Here is a 21336-nt window from a genome sequence, read left to right as displayed (position 1 = left end):
GTTCTGTATATCTGAAGATTACCAGAACTAATGTTTGGAGGCAACACTATATTTGAACTCAGCCAAAATTAAAAACCATGCCCCTCATCTCTACCTTATTTTACCATGATTCCCGTCAAAAAAGCCGGGCATGCCAGCAACATTCCGACTTAAAACCTATTCATCGTATTTTGCTACTCGCAATTTACGCAAGTAATCCCCTTCACGATCTGCAACATGGCGTCGTAGTCAAGCGTCTCCGACCCGACGGAGAGATAAGTGCCGTTTAGTTCGGCGGAGACTACAGCAAAAATCCTATTTCCCGTTTTAGGAGAAAAGTACCATGTCTTTCCTCCCGCTTCGACGGGGTTGCCCTGAACCGATGGGTTTTTGTTGTTCGGATCAGGTTTGGACGTTGTTGGGGTTTGCCAGATGTTCCAAAGAGAAGGGGCAACCGCCCGCCGGGCCCTCGGACAGCAAAAGACAAGGAACCCAACGAAGTTGTCAGGTTCCTTGTCGGGACTCGCGAAAAAAGGCCTGGTTAACGGTTGCAGTTGATGAGCTGCTGCTGCACTTGGTCGACTTCCTCGAGGATCTCCCCCTCGGGTCTGCCGAAGCTTTTCCCGAGGCGTGCCCGAGTATGCGCATCGTCACGGCTGTGCCCCTCCAACTCCGCGTGCAGCCCTTCCATTTTCGCCTTCAGGCGATCCGTCTCTTCTCGGGAGCACGCGAATTGTCCGTTCAGGTCTTTGTCATCAGCCATCCTGCTTCCCCTCCCTATTGAGAATGATTGACTCCACAAGGATCCCAGCTTTTCATGCGTTTTATCCCTTGGATAGTATTTGCGACGACAGGTGTCTTATGTGAAAGGGGGATTTTTATGTCGGTTATGTGAGAAACGAGTAAATTGTGGTAATGTGGTAATGTCGAATAGACCATCGGGTATATGAAATACAGTCAGGGAGAGATGAATGGAGTGGACGTTTTTTCATTGGACAGCTTGTGGCTTTTTCTGATCGGTGGCTTGGCCGGGTTCGCCGGTTCCATTGTGGGGCTTGGCGGCGGATTTATCATGATCCCGTTTTTGATCTTCCTGTTTGATGCGGAACCGGAATTGATCATCGGCACTTCCATGGCGGTGCTGTTTGTGAACTCCATCTCGAGTACGCTTGCCTACTCCCGCCAGAAGAAAATTGACTTCCAAAGCGGAGCCTGGTTCGCCCTTCTCATGGTCCCCGGTTCGATCGTCGGAGCCATGTTGGCGGAGGCGTTTTCCGGAAAAATCTTCTACGTGGTGTTCGGCTTGTTTTTGATGGCAGTTTCGATCTTTTTGCTTGTGAAGCCGAATCAACCGGTAAGAAACTTTCTCCCTGCTACGGTAACACGCGAATTTACCGATGCGAAAGGAGAGACTTTTACATACTCTTTCCATCGCGGGTTTGGAATGGCCGTCAGCTTTTTGACCGGCTTTGTTTCTTCTCTGTTAGGGATCGGCGGCGGCTCCATTATGGTGCCCACCATGGTGCTTCTGCTTTCCTTCCCGCCGCATATTGCCACGGCAACTTCTATGTTTACCATCATGCTCTCTTCGCTGGTCGGAACAATTTCTCATATTGCATTGGGCAACGTGGTATGGATGCAGGCCTTGTATCTGGCACCTGGCGCTTTTTTGGGAGGACAGCTTGGAGCTCGGGTGGCCGCTAAATTACCGGCTAAGACGATCTTACGGATTTTGGCTGTTACGCTCATTCTCGTGGCGATCCGGTTGATCTTCAAATGATCTCGAAAGGGCAGCGTTCGATTCGCTGTCCTGTTTTTTTGTAAAGTCCCGCTTCCGGGGCGTGTGGATGCTGGAGCGAGACGATCAGCATGTATGCATCCGGGTAGGAAAACCCTTCGAGATCTTCGGACGAAGGTTCAGCCGGGGTGGAGGGGTGAGAATGGACAATTGCAAGCAGCCGTTCGTTTCCTTCTTCCAGAGCATGCAAAAGAGAGACCCATTCCTGCGGAGATACGCGAAAATGGGCCTCGTTCTGAGCGGTATTCTGCAATTTCAAATAGTGGACCCCTGCTGGGGTGCCGGTCAACACTCCTACACCTTCCCGCGGAAGCTCACACCTGAAATGACGGATAAGTTGTTCCCAAACATTCTTAGGGATTTGCATGAACAACTCCCCTTACTTATTCAACAAAATCGAATTCCAAATCACCGATTCGGATCACCGAGCCGTCCACCGCGCCCCTCTGGCGGAGCGCATCATCCACGCCCATTTGTTTCATGATTCGCTGGAAACGCTTCACCGCGTCGTATTGATCGAAATTCGTCATTTTGATGAGCTTCTCAATCTTCGGCGAATGAACAACGAACACTTCATTATCCCGGGTAATGGTGAAATGATCCTCATCATCTTCCAGCCGGTAGACTTTGCGTTCTGTGACGTCCACTTCATCCAGAACCGTTTCTTCCACATCCGGAAGTGTATCCAACAGATCAGCCACCGCGTACAGAAGCTGTTGAATCCCTTCCTTCGTGACCCCTGAAACGGGAAACACCGGAATGGAAGGATCCAGCTTCTTGCGAAACTCTTCCAGATTCGCTTCCGCATCAGGCAAGTCCATCTTATTGGCAGCGACTACCACTGGACGTGCGGCCAATTTTTCATTGTAGAGCTTCAATTCTTCAGTAATCTTCACATAGTCTTCCCACGGGTCCCGGCCTTCCGTACCCGCAATATCAACCACATGGATAATCACTTTGGTCCGCTCGACATGGCGGAGAAACTGGTGGCCCAACCCATGGCCTTCATGTGCCCCTTCAATTAAACCAGGGAGGTCTGCCATCACAAAACTCCGTCCGTCACCGACATCAACAACTCCCAGATTCGGGGACAACGTTGTGAAATGATACGCACCGATCTTTGGTCGTGCAGCGGAAACAACCGATATCAGGGTAGATTTCCCAACACTTGGGAACCCGACCAATCCAACATCCGCAATGACTTTCAATTCAAGCTGGATGTTGCGTTCCTCCCCCGGCTCTCCTTTTTCTGCAATCTCGGGAGCTTTATTCGCAGCCGAAGCAAAACGAGTGTTCCCTCGGCCGCCGCGCCCCCCGCGTGCTACGACCAACCGCTGTCCATGCCGGGTCAAATCGCCAAGAAACTCCCCTGTGTCTGCATCGGTCACGGTCGTGCCGGGCGGGACCTTGACCAGCATGTCCTCTGCATTGGCTCCATGCTGATTTTTCGGTTTCCCATATTCGCCCCTCGGGGCTTTAAAATGACGCTGGTATTTGAAATCGAGCAGCGTGCGAAGCCCTTCTTCCACAACAAGGATTACATCGCCGCCTTTTCCGCCGTCACCGCCGGCAGGCCCGCCTTCCGGAACATACTTTTCACGACGGAAAGAGACAATCCCGTTCCCTCCGTCGCCCCCTTTTACATAGATCTTCGCAACATCAACAAACACTGGATTTCACCTAACTTCCGAATGCCAAGATATACTGCCGTTCATCATGAATCCGTTCCTGCAAATGGAACCCCTTATGAACGAATTCCCCGATCACTGCTTCAATGTATGTATCATTCACATGTTCCCCCAAAACGTGCAGGGTTATAGCTTCTTTGTCTGCTTGTTTGTGTATTTTGATCTTCCATTCCACCGCAATCCCAAGTTCCTGTGACAGGTTTTCACCCGCATCAGCCAATTCGGTCAGCAGATCCAGCAATTTGAGTTCATATTCCGGATTCCAGTTCTGTACTCCGGTTGTCACTTCAGCGGACAATTGCAACATCGATGCCGTCAAATCTCGCTCAATCAGAGTGTAAGGGAGAGTCACTCCCGGAAGATTGGATAAAACGCTATGGCGCTGTGCATCAGAAACCAATTTCTCGATCGGTCCCTGCAATCGGTCATACTTCTCCAACTGAAGATATCCCTTTATCAATTGCACATGATTCATTACATCATGCCGGTATTGAGAAAGCATTTGAATCGCATTTTTACGTCCTTTTTGTTCGGCGGAGTGGAGTGCATTCAGTATCGGTTTGGGCAGATACCACAGTGTCCAAACCGCACTTCCCAATAAAACGGTACAAGAGATTGCAATCAACCAAGAAAAATCCCCTGACAAAAGAGCGACAGTCCCGATTCCAACAGCAAACCCGGCCTGAATTCCAGCCGTGTAAAGGGCTGCTTTCCTTACCTTGGAGGCCGGCCTCTCCTCATTTCGTTCCATTTGTGTCACCCGTCCTCACCATCGAATAGACAAAGCCCAGCCAAATCAAGAAAGGCTGGGCTGGAACTACTTGTACCAATCGTTTTACGCCTGAGCTACTTCGTCAAGCGGATAAACGGAAACCTTTTTCTTATCGCGACCCATGCGCTCGAAAGCAACACGGCCTGCAACGGTTGCGAACAAGGTGTCGTCTCCACCTTTGCCAACATTGGTACCCGGATAAATCTTGGTGCCACGCTGACGAACGAGGATGCTGCCTGCGGTCACGACCTGGCCGTCTGCGCGCTTCACACCCAGACGTTTGGAAATCGAATCACGACCGTTCTTGGAGCTACCTACCCCTTTTTTGGACGCGAACTGTTGAAGATTCAGCTTCAGCATTGTGTGCACCTCCTTTAAAGTTCAATTCTTCGTTTATCTGCCACGCTTACGTGTTTGGGGTATTCTTCCGCCAGAGACCGTAAGCCGTACACCATACTTTCCAACAACAACTGTACTTGATCAGACACACGACCTTCTAAGGATGGAATTTCGCATTCCACGAATCCGTCACGGCTTGCATCGGGAATCCTAACGTTCAAGAGAGTCTCGATGCTGTTGACTCCATTCTGGACAAGGATCGATACGGCTGCACAGATAATATCATTGCCCGCATTCGCGAAACCTGCATGTCCATGCACCCGAAACGAGACAATTCTTCCTTGGGGATCGCGGTGTACATTCACTTTAATCATTAGGCATTGATCTTCTCGATTTGAACTTGAGTGTATGGTTGACGATGGCCTTGCTTCTTGCGGCTGTTCTTCTTCGCCTTGTATTTGAAGACGATGATTTTCTTAGCCTTGCCATGCTTAACAACCTTTGCGGAAACAGTAGCGCCGGCAACGGTCGGAGCGCCTACTACAACGCCATCTTCCTTGCCAACGAGGAGAACCTTGTCAAAGTTGACAGTTTCGCCTTCCTCAGCAGCCAATTTTTCAATGTAGAGTACATCGCCCTCTTGAACTTTGTACTGCTTACCGCCAGTTTCGAGAATTGCGTACATGCTACAGCACCTCCTCTTCATTTAGACTCGCTGTCTGCCAAGGTACCCAGTTCCCTATTCAGGGAGATCCGGGATTTCGGAACCCGTGCCATGCGGTTGCAATGAGTGCAGGACTGTACGCCTACTACTCACCGGATTATGGTACCACAATCGAATCTCTTATGTCAATGAATCATACGGGTTTCGCGCATTTCTTGTAGGTCTTGCTTCACTTGTATTATTGCTTGTCCCCATTATATCATAAAAGTAACCGGTACTGATGCCGGAAATCGGACGGCCAAAAGCCGAAAAGGAAGGTCATATCATGAACGCCCGGATTCAAGAAGTTCACGACCTGAACAGCCGTGAATTTCGCGAAGCAATGGCCCTGTATCATGAGACGTTTCAAGGAAGTTTGGCAGAAACCACCGAGAGTATCGCGGCAAGACTCCGCTCTCTGCCAACAGGCCGTGAGCATTTGCTCGCAGCCGCATCGGAGGGCAAGTTGGTAGGTTTTACTCTTTCCTCTTATGTTGTGACCAAAAATTACGGGTTCATCTCCTACATTTGCGCCCATCCCTAGCGTCCGCGGGACCGGAATTGGCACAGAATTATACCGTGCAACGATCAATCTGCTCGTGCAGGATGCGATGGAAATGCGCGGCAAATTGCCGTCCTTAGTCGTCTTTGAGACCGAAAAAGTTCATGATTCCCAAGGTATCAAACGCATTCAATTTTTCCGGAAAATGGGCGCCGAGTTCTGCCCGATCGAATACTATCAGCCGGCATTGTCCGAATACGGAAGAGCGATGAATCTTCACCTGATGTATCACCCATTGGCAAAACATCACCTTTCGACCCGGGAATGGCTGAGGATCATCAAATCCATTTACCGGGACGTTTACGGAATCCGTGATTATGAGAATGACGAAGCGTTCCATTTGGTGTTGTCAGAATACTGTTCGTAATACAGGGCCGGTGATTTTCCGGCCTTTTTTTGCAATGAAAAGAGATTTTAAAAAACCTGTTCTACTGGAAAATACTAGCTTATAATATAGAATGTGGTGCTGAATTTCATAATTCGGAGGGGATTGCCATGTCAAAGAAGGTATTGATTCTGACCGGGGATGCAGCCGAAGCTTTAGAGGTCTACTATCCTTACTACCGTTTGCTGGAGGAAGGATATGAAGCGGTAATTGCTTCACCTAAGAAAAAGGTTCTGCGTACAGTGGTGCATGATTTTGAAAATCTGGATACATACACCGAGAAACCGGGATATCAGCTGGAGAGCCATGTATCTTTTGAAGATGTGAATCCTGCCGAATTTGACGGGTTGCTGATTCCGGGCGGCCGCGCTCCCGAGTATATTCGTTTGGACTCCAACGTCCCCCGGCTTGTGAGCCATTTCTTTGAAACCGGGAAGCCTGTCGGAGCGATTTGCCATGCCGTTCAGGTGCTGACTGTCGTAAAAGAACATTTGAAGGGAAGAAGCATGACGGCCTATACCGCATGCCGGCCCGATGTTGAAAATCTGGCCGCCGAATATGTAACTGAAACCCTGCATGTGGATCAAAATCTGGTTTCCGGCCACGCGTGGCCCGATCTGCCAGGATTTATGCGTGAATTCCTTGCTCTGTTGAGGAAATAAGTTGTCAGGAAAATGACCAACTGAACACCCCATGCCGAATGGGGTGTTTATCTTGTGAAGGAGCGTGAGGATGAGGATGACCAATTGGATCTGTGTAACGTGCGGGACACAATTTCCCGCAACTGCGACTCCGCCGCCAGAATGCCCAATTTGTCAAGATGAGAGACAATACGTAGGTCACAAGGGTCAGCTGTGGACAACACTGGAGCAATTGAAAAACGAAGGATTCCATTCCTTCTTCCGGGAAGAAGAAAGAAATTTGATTGGAATCGGCATCGAGCCACAGTTTGCAATCGGGCAGAGAGCGCTGCTGATTCAGACACCGGCAGGGAATATCCTGTGGGACTGCATTCCTTTCCTGGATGAGGACACGATCACCAAAGTAAAGAAATTGGGAGGACTTAAGGCGATTGCCATTTCCCACCCCCATTACTTTTCGGCGTTGGCGGAATGGGCGGAAAAATTGGATGTTCCTGTTTACCTGCACGAAGCAGATCGTGGATGGGTGATGCGTCAAAGTGACCGGATTCACTTTTGGGAAGGTGACACTCTGTCATTAACTGAAGAAGTTACACTTATCCGGTTGGGAGGTCACTTCCGCGGGAGCTCCGTCCTTCATTGGAAACAAGGTGCAGAAGGCAGAGGAGCGTTGCTTACCGGGGACACTATCTATGTGGTCGCAGACCGAAGCTGGGTAAGCTTTATGTACAGCTACCCAAACCTCATCCCGCTTCCTGCACCGGAAGTCAGGCGGATCCGCGACACTGTGGCGAACTGTCAACTACCCCCACTTAACGTATACACGTTTGAAGTGGGAGCTTGTACCTAACCAATAGTTCAAACGACTCGAAAGAGTCTCCTATCTTTTAAGCGCTTAAGTAGCGAGCGTGTTGGTACATCGGGGAAGGTTGACTGCTGCCCGTACCGAAAGTGTCATGCACCTGCAGCAACTTCGGCGAGGTACTCGATTCCCTTTTGCCGAAGATTCATGGCTCCAACCCGATCATCGTTGGTTGTGTACCCGCATTTTTTACAGGAGAAGGTATGGGTCTTTTTGTTTCGGTTCGATTTCTCTGTATGATGGCAGTTGGTCTTGGGACAGGATTGGGAAGTGTAGGCCGGGTCAACGACGACGACCTTGGATTGATTGAAAGCCGCCTTGTATTCAATCATGTTCCGAAGTTGACCAAAAGCCCAGGATTCCATAACATATCGATCTTTTCGCCTCACCTTTTCCGTTTGGGAGCGTACACCGGATAAGTCTTCCAACACCAGCAAACTGTTCTTTCCCGCTCGGGTTACGAGTGCCTTTGAGACTTGATGATTGATATCCGTGATCCAACGGTTTTCTCGATTTCCGATCGCCTTCAAGCGGCGGCAGGCAGAAGGTGTTTGCTTTTGCTGCAACGACTTTCGTACTTTGGCAAACTGGGCTCGCTTCGTTTTGATGTGTCGTCCTTTATAGAAAAGGGTGTCGCCTTTCAAATCATAGGTGGTGGCAAGAAAGTTGATCCCCAAATCGATTCCGACGATGTTTTGAATTTGATTGAGATCTGCATCGGGGATTTCTTTGGTCATAGGGATATGTAAAAAGAATTTTCCTTTTTTCGCAACCAGTTTGGCGGTTCCGAATTTCCAGGTTCCATCCAAGAAATGCTCCATTCCCTTGATTTCAAAAGGGACCTTGATACGGCCTTCAAGGGTATTTAACGAAAGAGCTCCCTTTTTCAGCGAATAATCCCCGATTATAGACGAGATTATATTCCGGCTTTTTGAAACTGGCAAGGGTATCGGTGACACCGTTGGATTGCATGGATTTGTACTTGGCAACGACAGTTTTTACGACACTTTGTGCCATTTGAGAGCGAAGGCCGAATTCGGAGCGCAGGGTTCTGTATACTTGTTTATTCAAAGGGATTTGTTGAAACACTTTTTGCTTAAACGAGAACTGAGAAGTGTAATTCAAGGCTTTTTTAACGGTTTGGATTGCCGCAAGAAGCAGGGTTTTCTGCTCTTCTGTCGGAGAAATTTTGATTTTGGCGGTTGCCGTGATTTGCATATTTCCACCTCCTCAACACGAACCTATGTTCTGATTATAGTGTAAGGAGTAAGATTTATCCAGTATTTTTTTAGAAGAGGAGGGAAGGCGCATTCCTCTCCGACTTCCAGAAGTACGGAGTCTCCTGCGCCAGATGTGATGAACAACACTTCACTCGTTTTATTTGACGGTGTTTGTAATTTCTGCAACTATTGGGTCAATTTCATAATTCGTCGTGACAGGCACAGGCGCTTTCGGTTCGCTTCTTTGCAGTCCGAAACTGCTCAAGCTATGCTGGCCCAATTTTTTACCCATGCACAGATTCCAGACTCGATCGTTCTGATTGAAAAACAAAAGTGCTTTACGCAATCGACCGCAGTACTTCATATCTGCAAGAAGCTGGACGGACTTTGGAAGCTTTTATTTATTTTCATTCTCGTGCCGAAGCCTCTGAGGGATTGGGTGTATCGCTGGGTAGCCAAAAACCGGTACAAGTTTTGGGGACGGCGGGACAGCTGCATGAATCCAACCAAAGACGTCCGCGACCGTTTCTTGATCTGAACAGATGGAACGGACCCGGCTAAGCCAATAGGCAGTACCGTGTCCGTTGACAAATCATGCCGCAAAAAGGGTTGATGCAGCTATTTCTGCCAATTCTCCGGATCTTTCCGCCACGAAGCGAGCAGAGAGACTTCTTGTTCCGTGATATAGCCTTTTGCAACCGCAACTTCAAGCAGGTTGTCATACGAGGTGAGCGTCCGCAATGGAATCTCAGTCTCCTCAAAGGTACGGACCGCTTTTTCGAACCCATAGGTAAAAATCGCTGCTACCCCAACCACGATTGCTCCTGCGTCTTGCACGGCCTTAGCTGCTTTTACGGAGGAACCTCCAGTTGAAATCAAATCCTCAATGACGGCAACCCGCTGTCCGGGACGGATGATGCCCTCAATCATGTTTTCCTTGCCGTGGCCTTTTGCGCTGGAACGAATGTAAGCCATCGGCAGCGACAACTTTTGGGATACAAAAGCGGCATGCGGAATCCCCGCAGTTGCGGTACCGGCGACCACGTCGACCTGGCCCCATTCCCGGTTAATCAGGTCGGCAAACGATTCCGCGATCAGATCCCGCACTTGTGGATATGCCATCGTCAATCGATTGTCACAATAAATCGGGGATTTCATGCCCGACGTCCATGTAAACGGCTGCTGCGGACGCAGCGCGACCGCATTAATTTGCAGCAGCATATGCGCAATGGTTTGTGAGATTGTCATGAAAGCTCCCCCATCTCTTCAAGGATTCGTGTTACGGCCTCCCGTGGATCGGCCGCATGTGTAATCGGACGGCCGATCACGAGCTTGTGAGCACCGGCTCGCAGAGCATCGGCCGGGGTGAGAATCCGTTTTTGATCGTTTGCCGCTGCCCAAGCCGGACGAATGCCGGGCACTACAGTGACAAATTGATCTCCGCACGCCTCCCGAATTGCACGAAGCTCCCGGCCGGACGCCACCACCCCGTCAAGTCCGGCCTCTCGTGCAAGCTTTGCATAACGGATCACCGCATCCTCAATTGAACCCGGAATTCCGATTTGTTCGTTCATCATCTGTTGGTTGGTGCTCGTCAGTTGTGTTACAGCTATAACAAGCGGTGCAGGAATCCCCAGGGCCTGTGCTGTCTCAGCGGCCGCTTCTTTTGCCTTTTTCATCATTTCGAAACCGCCCGCCGCATGGACATTTATCATCGAGACACCCAGCGACGTTGCAGAACTTGCGGCACCTGCGACCGTATTCGGGATATCATGAAATTTCAAGTCCAGAAACACATGACATCCTTCGGAGTGCAAACGCTCGAGGACCAGCGGACCGGTTTTATAAAAAAGCTGCATTCCCACTTTATAAGACCGCACACCGTCTCCGAGTTGACCCACCAACCTCAGAGCGTCATCCAAACTGTCGTAATCCAGGGCCACATAGATCCGTTCAGCCAAGTTTCTTGATTCCAACATGCAACTCCTCCTTAGCGCAACCGCACAAATTCCCCAACCCGAGCACTTCCTACTTGGAACCCAGAAAAGCGTTTCCTTCCACTTGATTGGTATCGCGAACCGGACCCTCAGGGGTACCCGGGATCCCTGCCGTCTTTGTTTTCGTTTGCATCTCTACCATCCCGCCAAGCGGTTTGGTCGTGAACTTGATGGTACGCAGAACCTCAAGCATGGCTCGGGTTGTATCCAGCGAAGTAAGACACGGGATCCCATGCTCCACCGCTTCACGTCGAATTCGGAAGCCATCCCGCTGCGGTTCTTTCCCTTTGGTTAAGGTGTTGATCACCATGTGAGCCTGTCCCGCACGAATCAAATCCACCAGATTCGGAGAACCTTCCGACAGCTTCTTGACCGCTTCCACCGGGATTCCTTGTTCCTGCAGGAATCGAGCGGTTCCGCCCGTTGCCGTGATCTTAAAACCAAGCTCCGCATATCCCCGCAGGATGTCGAGCGCTTCTTGTTTGTCCTTATCCGCAACGGTTGCGATGATTGTACCTGACTCCGGGATTCGAATTCCCGCCGCCAACAAGCCCTTATACAGCGCCTTAGCAAACGTTCTTTCAGACCCCATCACTTCTCCGGTCGACTTCATTTCCGGCCCAAGCGTGACATCCACCCGGCGGAGTTTAGCGAACGAGAAGACCGGCACCTTGACCGATACTTCTGTTGGTTCCGGCCAGAGCCCATTTTCATATCCCATTTCGGTAAGGGTCTCACCCAAAATCGCCCGGGTAGCCACATCCACCATCGGAACCCCTGTCACCTTCGATAAAAATGGCACTGTGCGTGAGGAGCGCGGGTTTACTTCCAACACGTACACCTGACCGCCATGCACCACGTACTGGATGTTCAGCAATCCCTTAACTCGCAGGGCGCGAGCGATTCGGATCGTATACTCGACAATCTGTTCTTTTGTTTCATTGGTGATGGATTGGGTTGGGTAAACCGCAATCGAGTCACCCGAGTGTACTCCCGCTCTCTCGATATGCTCCATAATTCCGGGAATCAGGACCGTATCCCCGTCAGAAATCGCATCCACTTCAACCTCTTTGCCGATCAGGTAACGGTCGATCAGAACAGGATGCTCGTCACTGACTTTTACCGCATGATTCATGTAGTACAGCAGTTCTTCTTCATTGTAGACGATCTCCATCGCACGACCGCCCAACACGTAGGAGGGACGCACGACGCACGGATATCCAAGCTTGCGGCCGGCTTCAATCGCCTCTTCCACCGTAAACACCGTTTTTCCTGCAGGCCGTGGAATATCCAACTCGGTCAGAAGCTGATCAAACTTCTCTCTGTCCTCGGCGCGGTCGATGTCTTCCAAGGAGGTTCCAAGAATCTTGACTCCTCTTCTGGAAAGCGAAGCCGCCAGATTGATTGCTGTCTGGCCTCCAAACTGTACGATCACACCTTCCGGTTGTTCACGTTCAATCACATGCATGACATCTTCAACATGGAGAGGCTCAAAATACAGCCGGTCAGATGTATTAAAGTCGGTTGACACTGTTTCCGGATTGTTGTTAATGATGACCGATTCGTACCCGGCACCTTTAAGAGCCCATACAGCGTGAACAGAGCAGTAGTCGAATTCAATCCCCTGTCCGATACGGATCGGACCGCTGCCCAGCACCAACACTTTTTGCCGGTCGCTGTCCACAACTTCGTCTTCTTGTTCGTAAGCCGAATAGTAGTACGGAGTCTGCGCTTCAAACTCAGCCGCACATGTATCCACCATCTTGTAGACGGGGCGCAGTCCCGATGCGTTCCGTTGGGACCGGATTTCATCTTCAGGGATTCCCGTATAACGTGCAATCGTTTTGTCAGTAAGTCCAAGCTGCTTCCCCTGTTTCAGTGTCCGTTGGTCAAGCCCCTTTGCCGCATCCGTCCCTGCCAACGATTCACAGAACCGCACAATTCCCTCAATCTTGTTCAGGAAAAATGGGTCAATCTTAGTCAGGGCATGCAGTTTCTCCACCGTGTATCCGCGTTTGAACGATTCCGCCAGGAGGAATAACCGCTCGTCATCAGCTTGGACCAGACGCTTCTCAAGCTCATCTTGCGTAAGCTCCGCAGCTTCAGGCAGGTCGAGAGAATCCAATCCGATCTCAAGCGAACGCACTGCTTTCAGCAAGGACGCTTCAAATGATCGCTCAATGGCCATGACTTCACCGGTAGCTTTCATCTGAGTTCCCAATACCCGCTTGGCAGAGACGAACTTGTCAAACGGCCAGCGTGGAATTTTCGTGACAACATAATCGAGTGCCGGTTCAAAGCAAGCGGTGGTTTGTCCGGTTACGGGATTGATGATCTCCTCAAGGGTATAGCCAATAGCCACTTTCGCAGCCACTTTTGCAATCGGGTAACCGGTCGCTTTGGAAGCCAGTGCCGAACTGCGGCTGACCCGCGGATTTACTTCAATCACATAATATCGGAACGAATCGGGATCGAGAGCCAACTGAACGTTACAGCCCCCTTCAATGCCAAGTGCCCGAATGATTTTCAGTGATGCAGAGCGGAGCATCTGGTACTCCTGGTCAGACAGAGTCTGGCTCGGAGCCACTACTATCGAGTCGCCTGTATGAATACCGACCGGGTCAATGTTCTCCATGTTACAAATCACAATACAGTTGTCGTTCCGGTCACGCATCACTTCATATTCAATTTCCTTGTAACCCGCAATGGACCGCTCCACCAACACCTGTGTGATCGGCGATAGTGTCAATCCAAGTGTGATAATCTCCTTATACTCCTCCCAGTTGCTTGCAATACCGCCGCCCGTTCCGCCGAGTGTATAGGCCGGACGGACGATGATGGGAAATCCGATCTCATGCGCAAATTCTTGAGCTTCCTGCCACGTGGTTACAATGGCGCTTTCCGGAATGGGTTCGTTAAGCTCCTTCATCAACGACCGGAATTTCTCTCTGTCTTCCGCCTGCTGAATCGAGGACAGCTGAGTACCCAGCAGTTCGATCCCTTCTTTCGCCAGGATCCCTTTTTCGGCAAGTTGAACAGCCATATTGAGACCGGTCTGGCCGCCTAGAGTTGCCAATAGGCCATCAGGACGCTCCTGCCGGATAATCTGCGCCAGAAACTCCGGTGTTAACGGTTCAATATAAATGCGATCCGCTATATCAGGGTCAGTCATAATCGTAGCCGGATTTGAGTTGACCAGCACGACTTCCAGACCTTCTTCTTTCAGCGCTTGGCAAGCTTGTGTTCCGGCATAGTCGAACTCGGCTGCCTGGCCAATGACGATCGGGCCTGAACCGATTACAAGAATTTTTTTGAGATCTGTACGTTTCGGCATCCTAGTTCCTCCCCCCGACAAACGGAATTTCATAATGTTTCTCGATCATATCCATAAACCGGTCAAACAGATAATCAGAGTCATCGGGACCCGGTCGAGCTTCCGGGTGATACTGCACGGAAAAAGCGGGATGAATCTTATGCCTTACCCCTTCCACCGTTCCGTCGTTCTGATTGACATGAGTCAGCTCCAAATCGGTCCCTTCCAACGACTCTTTCGTCACTTGGTATTCATGATTCTGCGACGTAATGTAAACGCGGCCGTTTGTCAGGTCTTTGACCGGATGATTCGAGCCGTGGTGTCCGAATTTCAACTTCTGAGTCTTCGCTCCGCATGCAAGTGACAGCAGTTGATGTCCCATGCAGATCCCGAAAATCGGCACTTTGCCAAGCAGTTGTTTTACCGTATCCACGATATCCGGCAGGTCAGCCGGGTCCCCGGGTCCGTTTGACAGCATGATTCCGTGCGGATGCCAGTTCAGAATTTCTTCCGCCTTTGTATGAGCAGGAACAACAGTGAGATCGCATCCACGAGCCAACAGTGAGCGCAGGACTCCCTCTTTCATTCCAAAGTCCATCGCTACGATTCGCGGACCGTCTCCCGGACAACGGTATACGGAAGCAGTCGTCACTCTGGCCACTTGATCTCTGGGGAGTGATCCCTGCAGCGTCTCTTGAATCTTTTCCATCGGGGTATCCAATGTCGTAAGTACTGCCTTCATGGTTCCCCGTTGACGAATCCGTCGGACGAGAGAACGGGTGTCGACTCCGGAAATGCCGATGATCCCGTTACGCTCCAGATATTCCGCAATTCGCTCCATGTTCCGCCAGTTGCTCGGATAATCAGCCGATTCGCGCACAACAAACCCGAAGGCGTGGGGCTTCGATGATTCAACATCGTCTATGTTCACCCCGTAGTTGCCAATCAACGGGTAGGTCATTGTCACGATCTGTCCGTAGTAGGACGGATCCGTCAGGATTTCTTGGTAACCGGTCATCCCTGTGTTGAACACAATCTCGCCAAATGACTCACCCGTTGCTCCGAATCCCGTTCCTTCGTATACGGTTCCGTCTTCCAGTATCAATCTTGCTCGCATGCGGCTCACTCCTTCATTAGAAAAACTCGCTCGATCTTTTCCGTTTTCAACGCTTAAAGTCACTTTTATGGGCGACTATGTGTTATTCTTCCTTCACAAACCGTCAACACCGGCCATCCTTTCGCTTTCCAGCCGGCAAACGGGGTGTTTCGTCCTTTGGAAGCAAAGTCATTCGGATCAATGATTCGTTCTTCTTCCAAGTTCAGAACGGTCAGGTCCGCCACTCCGCCTTCTGCAACCCGGCCTCCCGGAAGATCAAATACTTCGGCAGGCGCGACGGCCATTTTGTGTACCAACTGTTGAAGTGTCATTTGTTGAGATTTCGCTACCAATTCGGTGTAGAGAAGCGGGAACACCGTTTCCAAGCCGACAAATCCGAATGGAGCCACTTGAAACGCCCGCTGTTTTTCTTCCACCGAGTGAGGTGCGTGGTCAGTTGCAATCATATCGATCGTTCCATCCAGCAAACCTTCCAGGCATGCCTTCCGGTCGTTCTCCGTACGCAGAGGCGGATTCACTTTCCAGTTGGCATCCGTACCGTCAATTCCCTCATCGGTCAAAAGCAGGTGATGCGGTGTAACCTCTGCGGTAACTCGAATCCCCCGCCGTTTGGCCCATCGAACGGCGTCTACCGCACTAGCGTCCGAGATGTGACAGACATGCAGATGAGCACCCGTCAGTTCGGCTAGCAAAGCATCGCGTGCAACATGAACCGATTCTGCAACTCCCGGAATGCCCGGCAGTCCCAACCTTTTCGAAACTTCGCCTTCGTTCATGCAGCCTTTGCCGGAGAGCGATTCGTCCTCGGCGTGAATCACAATTGGAAGTCCAAGCTCCTTGGCACGTTCCATTGCGGTTCGCATCATGCCCGCAACTTGAACTCCAACTCCATCATCGGTGAACCCGACGGCACCGGCTTCTTTTAAAGCCTGCATATCGGTCAACTCTTCACCGCGCCCACCACAGGTAATCGCGGCATAAGGAACCACCTTGCAATATCCGGTTTTCTCCGCTGTTTCGTAAATATAGTTCATCAATTCCGGCGTATCCAAAATCGGCTTGGTGTTCGGCATACAAGCAACGGTGGTGAATCCGCCTTTCGCAGCCGCCCGTGTGCCTGTCTCAATCGTTTCTTTATATTCAAGACCGGGGTCGCGGAGATGAACATGCATATCAATAAATCCTGGCACGATCACGCCTCCGCCAAGATCAACAACTTCATGTCCGGTTGTATCGAGTTGTTCTGCAATTTTTTGAATGGTTTTTCCTTCAATGAGAATCTCACGCGGAAGCAATTCTCCCGTCTCAAGTTCCAACAGCTTGCCGTTCTTCAGTAGGATACCCATTTTTTCCACCTCCACATTTACTATCCGATCATCGTGTCCTGAACATCACGTTTCGTTACCAAAGAAATCCCTTTGCCAACCGCTTGCGCCAGGAGTGCCATCCGAAGGTACACTCCATTTTCTGCTTGCCGGAAGTAAGCGGCACGCGGATCTTCGTCACAATCGGGTGTAATTTCACCCGCCCGCGGCAGCGGATGCATAACGATGCTTGTTTTTTTCATGCGGTCAAGCAAAGCACGGTCCACAATATAACGGCCGGCCGCTTTCTCGTATTCTTCCTGTGACGGGAAGCGCTCTTTTTGTACCCGGGTTTGATACAGCACATCCACACGTTCCGCCACATGCCGGAGATCCGATTCTTCATGGTAGCGAATCCCTTTTTCATCCAGATAATCCTTGACTGTTTGAGGAATCGGGGTATTCTCCGGAGCCGTAAACCAGATGGTTACATCTCGAAAATTGGCCAAGACATACGCCAGAGAGTGAACCGTTCTTCCGTAAGTCAGATCACCGACCATCGCAATCGAAATTCCGTCAATGGAACCGAGCTCTTTTTGAATCGTATATAGGTCCAGCAACGCTTGTGTCGGGTGTTCACCCGCCCCGTCACCCGCGTTCAAAATCGGAACACCGGAAACCTTCGCGGCCCGGGCCGCCGCCCCGATCTCGTTGTGGCGCATAACGATCACATCTGCATAAGAAGAAATCACCCGGATCGAATCCTCCAGTGTTTCTCCTTTAATTGCGGAGGAGAATTGTGATGCGTTCTCAGTTGAAATCACATGGCCGCCCAGTCGCGTCATCGCCGATTCGAAAGAAAACCGGGTTCTTGTGCTCGGTTCGAAGAACAGGGAGGCCATAACTTTTCCGGTCAGCAAATGGCTGCCTCCGCTGCGGGCTACCTGTTCCATTCCCTGAGCCGCTCCCAAGATTGCCTCCAGTTGTTCCCGATTAAACTGTTTAGCCCCCAATACATGACGTTCCATCACGGAGTCCTCCTTTTAATTCCTCTACTCAGGATTCCACAGAATCACTTAAAAAATGGATGATCATAAAAATGGCTCCTCCCGAAAGGAAGGAACCAGTGCATACGAAAGGCAGGGTGTGGCTTGCACACCACATGCTTAAGTATCCTCATGGCACCTTACCTGTCTCACGGGACCGGTTTAAAGGCACTTCAGTTTTGGATCTTATTCCGTTTGTTCTTCTTTCAGATCCGGCAGGACAGATTCAGAACGATGCCAACGAATGTGGCAAGCGCCATGCTTTCGATTGAGATTTGGCCGAGATGGAGAACCATCCCTCCAACCCCTACGACCATGATTACGCTTGATAGGATCAGATTGCGCTTGTTGCTGTAGTCTATCCCCGACTCCACCAGCATCCGCAGACCTGCAGACGCGATGATGCCAAACAGCAGAATGGAAATCCCGCCCATGACCGCCACCGGAGGCAGTAAACGATCCAGCCAGCGGACTCCGAATTTGGAAACAATCGCAGCCACGATGATATATACAATTCCTGATACAAAAGCGCCAAACAAAGCTGCGCCGGGTCCTTCGGCCTTGGAGACAGCGATAATAGGGGCGATGAACGCAAAGGACGAACCGAGATATCCGGGAATTTGTCCCTTTGTCAGGAAGATATAAAGCAAAGTCCCGATACCGCTTGTCAGCAGCGCCACAGCAGGATTCAGTCCGGTCAAGAAAGGAACCAAAACTGTCGCTCCGAACATGGCAAACAGGTGCTGCAGGGAAAGTGGAAGCGCCTGTGCAACCGGCAGTTTCTCATGAACGTCAATTACTCTTTGTCGAGACATCTGTTCTCCTCCTAAGTGAGTTCCATAAGAACGACTTTGTCCTCACCTTCGATTTCTTTCACGTGAACCGCAACCACTTCACTCTGCGAAGTAGGCACGTTCTTTCCCACGTAATCAGGTCGAATAGGAAGCTCCCGGTGCCCCCGGTCGATCAGAACCGCTAATTGAATCAGTTTCGGACGGCCAAGGTCGATCAGCGCGTCCAGTGCAGCCCGGACCGTTCGCCCGGTGTACAAAACGTCATCCACTAACACCACTTTTTTATCTTTGATCGAGACCGGCAGTTCATGACCTTGAATTTGAGGCTGTTCCCCCTTTTCGTTCAGGTCATCGCGATACAAAGTAATGTCAATCGACCCTACAGGGATCTGCAAGCCTTCAATCGAGCTGATTCGTTCAGCCAATCTCTCGGCCAGGTGAATCCCGCGGGTCTTGATCCCGACCAGAACAATATCTTCAATTCCTTTGTTTTTCTCAACAATCTCATGCGCTATTCGCGTTAATGCCCGGCGAATGGCCTGCTCGTCCAGAAGCTGTGTCTTAAAAGCAATTCCCATACTTTTGAATCACTCCTTTCCGAACAGTGTTAGCTTTCAGAAGTTCCGGTATCCGGAAAGCAAAAAAGCTTCTTGCCCGCAGGTAAGAAGCTCTCGTCAAATCGCCGCTTTGTTGGCGTGGTTTGATACGTGTGCCCAGACCGGTTCGCAAACCGATCTGTATTCTTGGCACACTTGTCCGCTCTCCTTACCGACCTCACGGGATCAGTTTAAAGGAACTCATTTGTCCTCAAAATGGTATCAGAAACTTGATATTCAGTCAAGGTGTTGTACACGCAATCATCAGTCCGTCTTATGACGAAGTTCTTCAATCAAACGTACCATGTCTGCAGGAATATGACTGCTGAATTCGATGTATTCTCCGGTAGACGGGTGGTTAAACCCGAGTACCTGGGCATGCAATGCTTGCCCGTCGATATCCAAGGTTCTTTTGGGGCCATATACAGGGTCTCCCGCCAGCGGATGGCCGATAAAATCCATGTGAACCCGTATCTGGTGAGTGCGGCCGGTTTCCAACTTGCATTCCAGCAGCGTATACTGTTTAAACCTTTCCAACACTGCAAAATGAGTGACCGCATGACGACCGCCGCTTTTCACCACAGCCATTTTCAAACGGTGAACCGGATGGCGACCGATAGGAGCATCCACTGTCCCTAACTCGTGGTTGACCACCCCGTGTACAATTGCAATATATTTGCGGGTCACAGTATGAGCTCTTAACTGCTCTGCCAAGCTTTGATGGGCTTTGTCGTTCTTTGCCGCCATGAGCAAACCGGAAGTATCTTTGTCAATGCGATGGACGATTCCGGGACGGAGTACCCCATTAATCCCGGACAGATCTTTACAATGATAGAGCAGTGCGTTCACGAGCGTTCCCTTCATATGTCCGGCCGCCGGATGCACAACCATGCCCCGCGGTTTATTGACCACGACAACGTCGCTGTCTTCATAAACGATGTCCAGCGGAATGTTTTCCGGTTCCACTTCTGACGGTTCCGGTTCCGGAAGTGTCAAAATCACTTCATCCCCGACCCGCAGCTTATAGTTCGATTTCACCTGCTTGTTATGTACCAACACCGCTCCATCTTCTATCAGAGTTTGGATTTGGGATCGCGACAAGTCGGCTACACGTTCCGCCAAAAATCGGTCAATCCGTTCTCCCGCATCTTCATCATGGATTCGAAAACTTTCCGTTTCCGCAAAATCCTGTTCTTCCATTTCCTGTGGAACCAGGTCGCTCATGCCTTGCTCACCTGCTCACGTCGATAGTCTCTCCATGTGTCCAACAAAATCAATCCGACAGCAATTACGATTGCTGAGTCGGCAACATTAAAGATCGGATAGTTGATAATCCGAATATCAACAAAATCAACCACTTCCCCGTACAGCACCCGGTCGATCAGGTTTCCGATTGCGCCGCCCATTAAAAGGGGAAGCGCGACACGAACCAATCCGCTTTTTACCCGGCGGGCGTAATAGGCAACTCCAATAATCACCGCAATGGTAATCACAACAAACAGCTCACGATGTCCCGCCAGAATTCCCCATGCGGCACCCGGATTTCGGTGGGAAGTGATACGAAGGAAGTCTCCCAATACCTGAAAAGATTCCCCTTCTGTCATATAAGTTTTCACAAGATATTTCGTCAGTTGATCAAGCGCTACCACTATTGCAGCGATTCCGTACAGCATATTGTCACCCTCTTACTTAACCTTTACTCGTACCATTCCAAGCGTGCCAATTGTAGCATAACTTGGAGAATGGTGACAACTTTAGAAGTGTCACGTAAAAAAGTGATTGCTCCAGGTCTAAACTATAACTGAGCGGGAAACCATCCCTTTAAAAATTCGAAACGTGGAAAGCGGAGACGTCGTATTAAAAAGGAGTCGGAGATAGTGAGATTTACAATTGCTTTTTTGCTTATGATTCTGGTTCTAACAGGATGTTCCGAACAAAAAGATGCTATCAACAATGTCACACCAGCCGAAAAAACTGAGACCACATCCGCTAGTTTGAACCTTAAACGGATTCGTTTTTTTAACCCTTCAGTAGGATGGGGAGTGAATGACAACGGTCACATTTTGCGAACAGAACATGGCGGTAAAGAGTGGAAAAATGTTACGCCAAAGGAAGTTGAAAAAGGGGAAGGATCATACACATATTTCGTCCCTACCCTGAAAATATCCGAGGCAGGGAGTACCTCTAAAGGCAATAGGAAACTAAACCCAGTGAAGCTAT

At 50.2% G+C, this 21336-nt stretch carries 25 protein-coding genes and 1 pseudogene; 7 read left to right on the top strand and 19 right to left on the bottom strand.

Features of this window, described 5'->3' with window-relative positions; translation table 11 throughout:
- Positions 1–520 precede the first annotated feature (520 nt).
- Positions 521–742 carry a hypothetical protein gene (locus tag ACFO8Q_RS13845; RefSeq protein ID WP_380026401.1) on the bottom strand — a complete coding sequence of 74 codons (222 nt, stop codon included), beginning with the start codon at positions 740–742 and terminating at the stop codon, positions 521–523.
- A gap of 213 nt (positions 743–955) precedes the next feature.
- Between ACFO8Q_RS13845 and ACFO8Q_RS13840 the strand changes: the two genes are divergently transcribed.
- The gene (locus tag ACFO8Q_RS13840) at positions 956–1759 is read left to right on the top strand and encodes a sulfite exporter TauE/SafE family protein (protein ID WP_380026400.1); all 804 of its coding nucleotides are present in this window, start codon (positions 956–958) and stop codon (positions 1757–1759) included.
- Here the strand turns inward: ACFO8Q_RS13840 and ACFO8Q_RS13835 are convergent.
- The 6 genes from ACFO8Q_RS13835 to rplU form a co-directional block, all read right to left on the bottom strand.
- Positions 1752–2144 (bottom strand): M67 family metallopeptidase, encoded by a 393-nt coding sequence (locus tag ACFO8Q_RS13835; RefSeq protein ID WP_380026399.1) that lies wholly within the window; start codon positions 2142–2144, stop codon positions 1752–1754. The two genes, ACFO8Q_RS13840 and ACFO8Q_RS13835, sit on opposite strands and share 8 nt — an antisense overlap.
- A 16-nt stretch (positions 2145–2160) precedes the next feature.
- Complete coding sequence (gene obgE, locus ACFO8Q_RS13830) at positions 2161–3447, bottom strand: GTPase ObgE (RefSeq protein WP_380026398.1); 1287 nt, start codon at positions 3445–3447, stop codon at positions 2161–2163.
- Positions 3448–3457: 10 nt separating this feature from the next.
- Complete coding sequence (locus ACFO8Q_RS13825; protein WP_380026397.1) at positions 3458–4216, bottom strand: Spo0B domain-containing protein; 759 nt, start codon at positions 4214–4216, stop codon at positions 3458–3460.
- Positions 4217–4300: 84 nt separating this feature from the next.
- Entirely contained in the window at positions 4301–4597 is a 297-nt protein-coding gene (gene rpmA / locus ACFO8Q_RS13820) for a 50S ribosomal protein L27 (RefSeq protein WP_380026396.1), read from the bottom strand.
- Positions 4598–4611: 14 nt separating this feature from the next.
- Positions 4612–4950, bottom strand: coding sequence for a ribosomal-processing cysteine protease Prp (locus ACFO8Q_RS13815; protein WP_380026395.1), 339 nt, complete (start codon positions 4948–4950; stop codon positions 4612–4614).
- Positions 4950–5261 carry a 50S ribosomal protein L21 gene (gene rplU, locus ACFO8Q_RS13810; RefSeq protein WP_380026394.1) on the bottom strand — a complete coding sequence of 104 codons (312 nt, stop codon included), beginning with the start codon at positions 5259–5261 and terminating at the stop codon, positions 4950–4952. Before rplU ends, ACFO8Q_RS13815 begins: the two co-directional genes overlap by 1 nt.
- 304 nt (positions 5262–5565) lie before the next feature.
- Between rplU and ACFO8Q_RS13805 the strand changes: the two genes are divergently transcribed.
- From ACFO8Q_RS13805 to ACFO8Q_RS13790, 4 genes are all read left to right on the top strand, one after another.
- Positions 5566–5823 (top strand): hypothetical protein, encoded by a 258-nt coding sequence (locus tag ACFO8Q_RS13805; RefSeq protein WP_380026393.1) that lies wholly within the window; start codon positions 5566–5568, stop codon positions 5821–5823.
- Positions 5824–5896: 73 nt separating this feature from the next.
- The gene (locus tag ACFO8Q_RS13800; RefSeq protein ID WP_380026392.1) at positions 5897–6208 is read left to right on the top strand and encodes a hypothetical protein; all 312 of its coding nucleotides are present in this window, start codon (positions 5897–5899) and stop codon (positions 6206–6208) included.
- Positions 6209–6336: 128 nt separating this feature from the next.
- A complete protein-coding gene (locus tag ACFO8Q_RS13795; protein ID WP_380026391.1) occupies positions 6337–6888 on the top strand; it encodes a DJ-1/PfpI family protein in 552 nt (183 codons plus the stop codon).
- Between the two features lie 70 nt (positions 6889–6958).
- Positions 6959–7717, top strand: coding sequence for an MBL fold metallo-hydrolase (locus ACFO8Q_RS13790; RefSeq protein ID WP_380026390.1), 759 nt, complete (start codon positions 6959–6961; stop codon positions 7715–7717).
- 104 nt (positions 7718–7821) lie between these two features.
- On the opposite strand, the pseudogene ACFO8Q_RS13785 reads toward ACFO8Q_RS13790, so the two are convergent.
- Positions 7822–8947 (bottom strand): annotated as a pseudogene (locus ACFO8Q_RS13785) (RNA-guided endonuclease InsQ/TnpB family protein).
- Between the two features lie 138 nt (positions 8948–9085).
- Here ACFO8Q_RS13785 and ACFO8Q_RS13780 point away from each other — a divergent pair.
- Positions 9086–9487 (top strand): thiol-disulfide oxidoreductase DCC family protein, encoded by a 402-nt coding sequence (locus tag ACFO8Q_RS13780; protein ID WP_380026403.1) that lies wholly within the window; start codon positions 9086–9088, stop codon positions 9485–9487.
- Between the two features lie 80 nt (positions 9488–9567).
- Here ACFO8Q_RS13780 and pyrE read toward each other — a convergent pair whose 3' ends face one another.
- From pyrE to lspA, 11 genes are all read right to left on the bottom strand, one after another.
- Entirely contained in the window at positions 9568–10197 is a 630-nt protein-coding gene (gene pyrE, locus ACFO8Q_RS13775; protein ID WP_380026389.1) for an orotate phosphoribosyltransferase, read from the bottom strand.
- Positions 10194–10928, bottom strand: a complete 735-nt coding sequence (gene pyrF, locus ACFO8Q_RS13770) for an orotidine-5'-phosphate decarboxylase (protein ID WP_380026388.1) — start codon at positions 10926–10928, stop codon at positions 10194–10196. Before pyrF ends, pyrE begins: the two co-directional genes overlap by 4 nt.
- Before the next feature lie 49 nt (positions 10929–10977).
- Positions 10978–14280, bottom strand: a complete 3303-nt coding sequence (carB, locus tag ACFO8Q_RS13765) for a carbamoyl-phosphate synthase large subunit (RefSeq protein ID WP_380026387.1) — start codon at positions 14278–14280, stop codon at positions 10978–10980.
- Between the two features lies 1 nt (position 14281).
- A complete protein-coding gene (gene carA, locus ACFO8Q_RS13760; RefSeq protein ID WP_380026386.1) occupies positions 14282–15376 on the bottom strand; it encodes a glutamine-hydrolyzing carbamoyl-phosphate synthase small subunit in 1095 nt (364 codons plus the stop codon).
- A 65-nt stretch (positions 15377–15441) separates the two neighbouring features.
- The gene (locus ACFO8Q_RS13755; protein ID WP_380026385.1) at positions 15442–16722 is read right to left on the bottom strand and encodes a dihydroorotase; all 1281 of its coding nucleotides are present in this window, start codon (positions 16720–16722) and stop codon (positions 15442–15444) included.
- Positions 16723–16742: 20 nt separating this feature from the next.
- Positions 16743–17708 carry an aspartate carbamoyltransferase gene (gene pyrB, locus ACFO8Q_RS13750; protein WP_380026384.1) on the bottom strand — a complete coding sequence of 322 codons (966 nt, stop codon included), beginning with the start codon at positions 17706–17708 and terminating at the stop codon, positions 16743–16745.
- 224 nt (positions 17709–17932) lie between these two features.
- Positions 17933–18541, bottom strand: coding sequence for a solute carrier family 23 protein (locus tag ACFO8Q_RS13745; protein ID WP_380026383.1), 609 nt, complete (start codon positions 18539–18541; stop codon positions 17933–17935).
- A gap of 11 nt (positions 18542–18552) precedes the next feature.
- On the bottom strand, positions 18553–19098 hold the full coding sequence (pyrR, locus tag ACFO8Q_RS13740; RefSeq protein ID WP_380026382.1) for a bifunctional pyr operon transcriptional regulator/uracil phosphoribosyltransferase PyrR: 546 nt from the start codon (positions 19096–19098) through the stop codon (positions 18553–18555).
- The gene (locus ACFO8Q_RS13735; protein ID WP_380026381.1) at positions 19082–19270 is read right to left on the bottom strand and encodes a hypothetical protein; all 189 of its coding nucleotides are present in this window, start codon (positions 19268–19270) and stop codon (positions 19082–19084) included. The genes pyrR and ACFO8Q_RS13735 overlap by 17 nt, the downstream gene beginning before the upstream one ends.
- 110 nt (positions 19271–19380) lie before the next feature.
- On the bottom strand, positions 19381–20316 hold the full coding sequence (locus ACFO8Q_RS13730) for an RluA family pseudouridine synthase (protein ID WP_380026402.1): 936 nt from the start codon (positions 20314–20316) through the stop codon (positions 19381–19383).
- Between the two features lie 20 nt (positions 20317–20336).
- Positions 20337–20789, bottom strand: coding sequence for a signal peptidase II (gene lspA / locus ACFO8Q_RS13725; protein WP_380026380.1), 453 nt, complete (start codon positions 20787–20789; stop codon positions 20337–20339).
- Between the two features lie 204 nt (positions 20790–20993).
- Here lspA and ACFO8Q_RS13720 point away from each other — a divergent pair.
- On the top strand, positions 20994–21336 hold a 343-nt coding region (locus tag ACFO8Q_RS13720), incomplete at its 3' end, for a hypothetical protein (protein ID WP_380026379.1).

The organism is Effusibacillus consociatus (genome assembly GCF_042652925.1).
In the GTDB taxonomy this organism is placed as follows: domain Bacteria; phylum Bacillota; class Bacilli; order Tumebacillales; family Effusibacillaceae; genus Effusibacillus; species Effusibacillus consociatus.
The sequence above is the reverse complement of the archived record's forward strand: the minus strand, read 5'-3'. Positions and strand labels throughout refer to the sequence as shown.

What these genes read in the sequence shown, in the direction of transcription:
- ACFO8Q_RS13845 (WP_380026401.1), bottom strand. Translation starts at nt 742, where the DNA reads ATGGCTGATGACAAAGACCTGAACGGACAATTCGCGTGCTCCCGAGAA.
- ACFO8Q_RS13835 (WP_380026399.1), bottom strand. Translation starts at nt 2,144, where the DNA reads ATGCAAATCCCTAAGAATGTTTGGGAACAACTTATCCGTCATTTCAGG.
- ACFO8Q_RS13825 (WP_380026397.1), bottom strand. Translation starts at nt 4,216, where the DNA reads ATGGAACGAAATGAGGAGAGGCCGGCCTCCAAGGTAAGGAAAGCAGCC.
- rpmA (WP_380026396.1), bottom strand. Translation starts at nt 4,597, where the DNA reads ATGCTGAAGCTGAATCTTCAACAGTTCGCGTCCAAAAAAGGGGTAGGT.
- ACFO8Q_RS13815 (WP_380026395.1), bottom strand. Translation starts at nt 4,950, where the DNA reads ATGATTAAAGTGAATGTACACCGCGATCCCCAAGGAAGAATTGTCTCG.
- rplU (WP_380026394.1), bottom strand. Translation starts at nt 5,261, where the DNA reads ATGTACGCAATTCTCGAAACTGGCGGTAAGCAGTACAAAGTTCAAGAG.
- ACFO8Q_RS13805 (WP_380026393.1), top strand. Translation starts at nt 5,566, where the DNA reads ATGAACGCCCGGATTCAAGAAGTTCACGACCTGAACAGCCGTGAATTT.
- ACFO8Q_RS13800 (WP_380026392.1), top strand. Translation starts at nt 5,897, where the DNA reads ATGCGCGGCAAATTGCCGTCCTTAGTCGTCTTTGAGACCGAAAAAGTT.
- ACFO8Q_RS13795 (WP_380026391.1), top strand. Translation starts at nt 6,337, where the DNA reads ATGTCAAAGAAGGTATTGATTCTGACCGGGGATGCAGCCGAAGCTTTA.
- ACFO8Q_RS13790 (WP_380026390.1), top strand. Translation starts at nt 6,959, where the DNA reads ATGAGGATGACCAATTGGATCTGTGTAACGTGCGGGACACAATTTCCC.
- ACFO8Q_RS13780 (WP_380026403.1), top strand. Translation starts at nt 9,086, where the DNA reads ATGAACAACACTTCACTCGTTTTATTTGACGGTGTTTGTAATTTCTGC.
- pyrE (WP_380026389.1), bottom strand. Translation starts at nt 10,197, where the DNA reads ATGACAATCTCACAAACCATTGCGCATATGCTGCTGCAAATTAATGCG.
- pyrF (WP_380026388.1), bottom strand. Translation starts at nt 10,928, where the DNA reads ATGTTGGAATCAAGAAACTTGGCTGAACGGATCTATGTGGCCCTGGAT.
- carB (WP_380026387.1), bottom strand. Translation starts at nt 14,280, where the DNA reads ATGCCGAAACGTACAGATCTCAAAAAAATTCTTGTAATCGGTTCAGGC.
- carA (WP_380026386.1), bottom strand. Translation starts at nt 15,376, where the DNA reads ATGCGAGCAAGATTGATACTGGAAGACGGAACCGTATACGAAGGAACG.
- ACFO8Q_RS13755 (WP_380026385.1), bottom strand. Translation starts at nt 16,722, where the DNA reads ATGGGTATCCTACTGAAGAACGGCAAGCTGTTGGAACTTGAGACGGGA.
- pyrB (WP_380026384.1), bottom strand. Translation starts at nt 17,708, where the DNA reads ATGGAACGTCATGTATTGGGGGCTAAACAGTTTAATCGGGAACAACTG.
- ACFO8Q_RS13745 (WP_380026383.1), bottom strand. Translation starts at nt 18,541, where the DNA reads ATGTCTCGACAAAGAGTAATTGACGTTCATGAGAAACTGCCGGTTGCA.
- pyrR (WP_380026382.1), bottom strand. Translation starts at nt 19,098, where the DNA reads ATGGGAATTGCTTTTAAGACACAGCTTCTGGACGAGCAGGCCATTCGC.
- ACFO8Q_RS13730 (WP_380026402.1), bottom strand. Translation starts at nt 20,316, where the DNA reads ATGGAAGAACAGGATTTTGCGGAAACGGAAAGTTTTCGAATCCATGAT.
- lspA (WP_380026380.1), bottom strand. Translation starts at nt 20,789, where the DNA reads ATGCTGTACGGAATCGCTGCAATAGTGGTAGCGCTTGATCAACTGACG.